Genomic DNA, 3813 nt, shown 5'->3' with positions numbered 1-3813 from the left:
CCGGGAGTGCGATCGAGAATTCGTCAAATACTGCGGCAAGCATCGGTCGCACGCACGTCGATCATGGTCTCAGTGCTGGCGACGATGGAATCTGCTCTCACCAGCCGGGCGGCGGGGGCGGTCCCCAGGGCCCGGGAGGCGGCGGTCCCCAGCCTCCTGGCCCCGGTCCGCCGGGTCCCCAGCCGGGTCCGCCGGGTCCGCCCGGTCCCCAGCCACCGGGTCCCCCCGGTCCGGGTCCGCCTGGTCCGCCGGGTCCGCCTGGCCCCGGACCCCACGGGTCGGCCGCGGCAAGCCCGCCTCCCAGCCCGAGCGCAGCCGAGCCGATCGCGCCCGCGAGCACCGAAGCGGCGATTATCTTCTTAAAGCTCATAACATTTCTTTATACCCCTGCGCAGGATAGTTAAACCTGACGCAGGATCGGCCGGACGGATCTGCGCATGGCCCCAAGCGACCAGCCGCCCACCCGAACATCGACTGCCGCGCTCACCGGTGGATTCGGGTCAAAGGACGACTGTCTGGTTGCCATACCGGATGACGCGGTCCTCGCAGTGCCAGAGCACGGCACGGGACAAGGTGGCGCGTTCGGCGTCGGCGCCCAGGCGTACCAGATCCTCGACGGTGTGACGGTGATCCACCCGGACGACGTCCTGCTCGATAATCGGTCCGTCGTCGAGCTGTTCGGTGACGTAGTGAGCGGTCGCGCCGACCAGTTTGACGCCGCGCTCCTTGGCGCGCCGATACGGCGCGGCGCCGATGAACGCCGGCAGAAAGGAGTGGTGGATGTTGATTATCGGGCAACCGACCTCGGCGAGGAACCGCGGGGAGAGGATCTGCATGTAGCGGGCCAACACCACCAGATCGACATTGCCGCGCAATAGGTCGAGCTGGCGTTGCTCGGCCAAGTCGCGAATCTCCTTGGCGGCCGGGATATGAATGAACGGCACCCCGAACGGACGAACCTGGTCGACGAGGTCGGCATGGTTGGCGATCACCATCACCACCGACATGTCGAGGTCGCCACGGCGGTTACGCCACAACAGGTCGAGCAGGCAGTGGTCTTCGGTCGACGCCATGATGGCGACCCGTTTGGGTTGTGCCGCCTCGGTGAGGCGGAAGTCCATCCCGAACTTTTCGGCCACTCGCTCGGCGAAGTCGCGGGCCAAAGAGTCACGCTCAGCCCGCAGGCCGGGCAGATGAAAGACCGTGCGCTGGATGAAGATTCCACCGGTTTGCTCGGTTGAATGCTGATCCAGTGAGATGACGTTAGCGCCCGCCTCAGCCAGAAACGTGCTGACCGCCGCTACCAGACCGGGTCGGTCGGCGCACCGAAGCAACAGTCGGCCGATATCTCTGACCGGCAGCACGCTGGGGGCAGAGGGCACGAATTTTCCGCCGGTCGCCCAGTCATCGGCTCCGCTGTCGACGGGGCCAGTCATTTTCCGCATGCCGCTATGGGTGAGTGGTCTTCAGTGGTCACGCGACTCGCACCCCGGCGGATCTAGCCGGTGCAGCCGGTCTTACCGGCCGGGTTGGCCGGGTTGGCCGGGTTGACCCGGTAGGCCTGGTTGACCGCCCGCGCCGGGCGCGCCGCCGGCACCGCCCGCCCCGCCCGCGCCGGGCGTCCCGCCACTGCCGCCGTTGCCGCCGCGACCGCCTTGGCCGCCGTTGCCGCCTTGGCCGCCGTTGCCGCCGCCAGCGGGATCGAAGTGGGCAGGCCCGCCAGCGCTACTGACGTGGTCGATCATGTCGGCGCCAGCATGGGGCGCGCTGGCTAGCGGAGTCACCACCGCAACCAGAAGCGCACCGGCACTCGCACCCAGCCCGACCGCATGACGACGTGCCTTGACGTTGCGGGACAGGCGCTTCCAAATAATGCGACGGATAACCATCGGCATGCCTTTCGTTGAGTCACCCAAATTTTTCCGGCTTCGACTCAACGTAGCTCTCCTGGGTGGAAAAGAGTCAAACTTGAGAATTTCAAGCAAGATTGGTCGTACGCCGAGCACGTCGATCTGTAACCGCAGCGCATCTCGATCGGTGAACCCCACAAACGCCTGAGTTCATCACGAGCCGTTAGGGCACATCTTGTCGATTTGGGCGAATGTATTGGTCAGGTCGGTCTGCAGCGGACGCTGAGCATCAGGGCCAGCGTCGGTCAGGTAGTTCATGCCCAGCTGTTCAGTCGTGTTGGCCAGGGAGTTGGCGGCGTTGGCAAGATCAGCGGGGATCTTGGTGTTGGCGGCGAGCCGTTCGCGCAGGTAAGTACCACTACCTATGAGCGCCAAACGTGCGTTGGCGGCCACCGCAAGCTCGGCAGTCGCGTCTTTCGGGTTCGCGCGCAGGTGGGTGTTGAGGACCACCGCTTTTTTCACTGAGGCATAGGCCGAGCACACGTTCGCCTTCGCGTCGCCGCCTTGCTGGATTGCCGAGGCGGCGTTACGTGCTGGGTGGAAATACGCCAGGGCGGCTAGCGCCAATCCGGCGACGGCGACTACGGCGACCACGTAGGTCAGCCATTGCGACAGCCCTGATGGTTTGTGGGACGAAGGCTTTTCGTTAATCGGGGACTCCTTAGGGATTTCCGGACGGGTGGCTTTGGTGTGCGATCCATCGGGCATTGGCTGATGGTAGCGCGCATCCGCGGGCGGTATGGCGATCTCATTCGCCGCGGTTACGTCGGCCGGATGTGGTTGTCGTTTTACGGGCGCGAGTTCAGGCTCATCGTCAGGAAATCCAGGCGCCACAGGGCCTCAAAGAACTTGCGGGCGAATTTCTCGACGTCGGCCACGCTGCCGCGTTGCGCGGTCTCGTTGTGCACCGAGGCGGCAATCTCTCGGATCGTGCGATGGCCATCGACGTGCTGCACTAAGGGCAACTGAGCGGAATTCAGCGTTGTCCGCCAGTCCGACCGGTAAATTTCGCTGCCGGACAGACCGCAGCGCATCCGCATCAACGGAACGTAGTCCAGGCAGTCCTGCGTCGAAAAATCAATCGCATAGGACTGTCTGGGCCGCTCTGGGCGGCACGCCATGAAGAAGTGGCAGGCGTTGACTGTGTTGAGACGCTCGATTGCCGACCACAGCGCCGGCTCGGGCAGGGCGTCTATTGCCGGATAGACCGTGTTGGGCCGCACGAACAGGTCGTGTGGGTAGTACGGGGCCTTGTTGAGCCACCCTTGAAACACCAGCCCGGCGTTGTTGACTAGGTCGATGCAGTCGTCGACGGTGTAGCTGCGTTCGCGGCCGTGCAGGAATGTGTCCACGAGTACGGCATCGGACTGCAAATTTCGCGCCATCCGCAGATAGGGCTGCACCGGGTGATCGGCGGAGAGCAGCGATAGCGTCTCGCGCACAAACGCAATCGATGATTCGTTTTGGCCGAGCCCCAAGTCGCGGAAGAACGACTGCAGCAACTCGAGTCCGGCGCGGCCGTACTTGGCGTACAACATCACGCCCATGGCGCCATCGGGGCGCAGACAACGTGCCACGGCGTTCATCCCTGCTTGCGGATCGGCCAAGTGGTGTAGCACGCCGGTCGACACGATCAGGTCGAAATCCAAGCCCAGCGAAGGCAGTTCCTCGATCGGCAGCAGGTGCAACTCCAGGTTGAACAGCCCGTGCTTGTCTTTGAGGAACTGCTGATGATCCAGCGACGGCTGGCTGATATCGATCGCCACCACTTTCGCGTCCGGGTTCATGAACGCGAAAACCGACGCTTGGTTGGTGCCGCAGCCCGCGATCAGAATGTCAAGATCGGCCCGGTATTCCCGGTCGGGCCACAGCACTCGGTGCGCGTGGCTGGGATCGAACCATT

The 3813-nt window shown here is 64.1% G+C and carries 4 protein-coding genes; all 4 read right to left on the bottom strand.

The features are described 5' to 3' along the window. Nucleotides 1–500: 500 nt before the first annotated feature. On the bottom strand, nt 501–1436 hold the full coding sequence (gene purU, locus AC2VOG_RS02750; protein ID WP_486938387.1) for a formyltetrahydrofolate deformylase: 936 nt from the start codon (nt 1434–1436) through the stop codon (nt 501–503). A 62-nt stretch (nt 1437–1498) separates the two neighbouring features. Continuing rightward, entirely contained in the window at nt 1499–1630 is a 132-nt protein-coding gene (locus AC2VOG_RS02745; RefSeq protein ID WP_486938386.1) for a hypothetical protein, read from the bottom strand. Nucleotides 1631–2063: 433 nt separating this feature from the next. Then, nucleotides 2064–2618, bottom strand: a complete 555-nt coding sequence (locus AC2VOG_RS02740; RefSeq protein ID WP_486938385.1) for a hypothetical protein — start codon at nt 2616–2618, stop codon at nt 2064–2066. An 80-nt stretch (nt 2619–2698) separates the two neighbouring features. Continuing rightward, nucleotides 2699–3813: class I SAM-dependent methyltransferase (locus AC2VOG_RS02735; protein ID WP_486938384.1), on the bottom strand; the 1115-nt coding region annotated here is incomplete at its 5' end.

The sequence above is a fragment of the Mycobacterium sp. TH-M11 genome (genome assembly GCF_057473725.1).
Note: the sequence above shows the minus strand (reverse complement) of the source record. Positions and strands in the feature narration are given on the sequence as shown.

What these genes read in the sequence shown, in the direction of transcription:
- purU (WP_486938387.1), bottom strand. Translation starts at nt 1,436, where the DNA reads ATGACTGGCCCCGTCGACAGCGGAGCCGATGACTGGGCGACCGGCGGA.
- AC2VOG_RS02740 (WP_486938385.1), bottom strand. Translation starts at nt 2,618, where the DNA reads ATGCCCGATGGATCGCACACCAAAGCCACCCGTCCGGAAATCCCTAAG.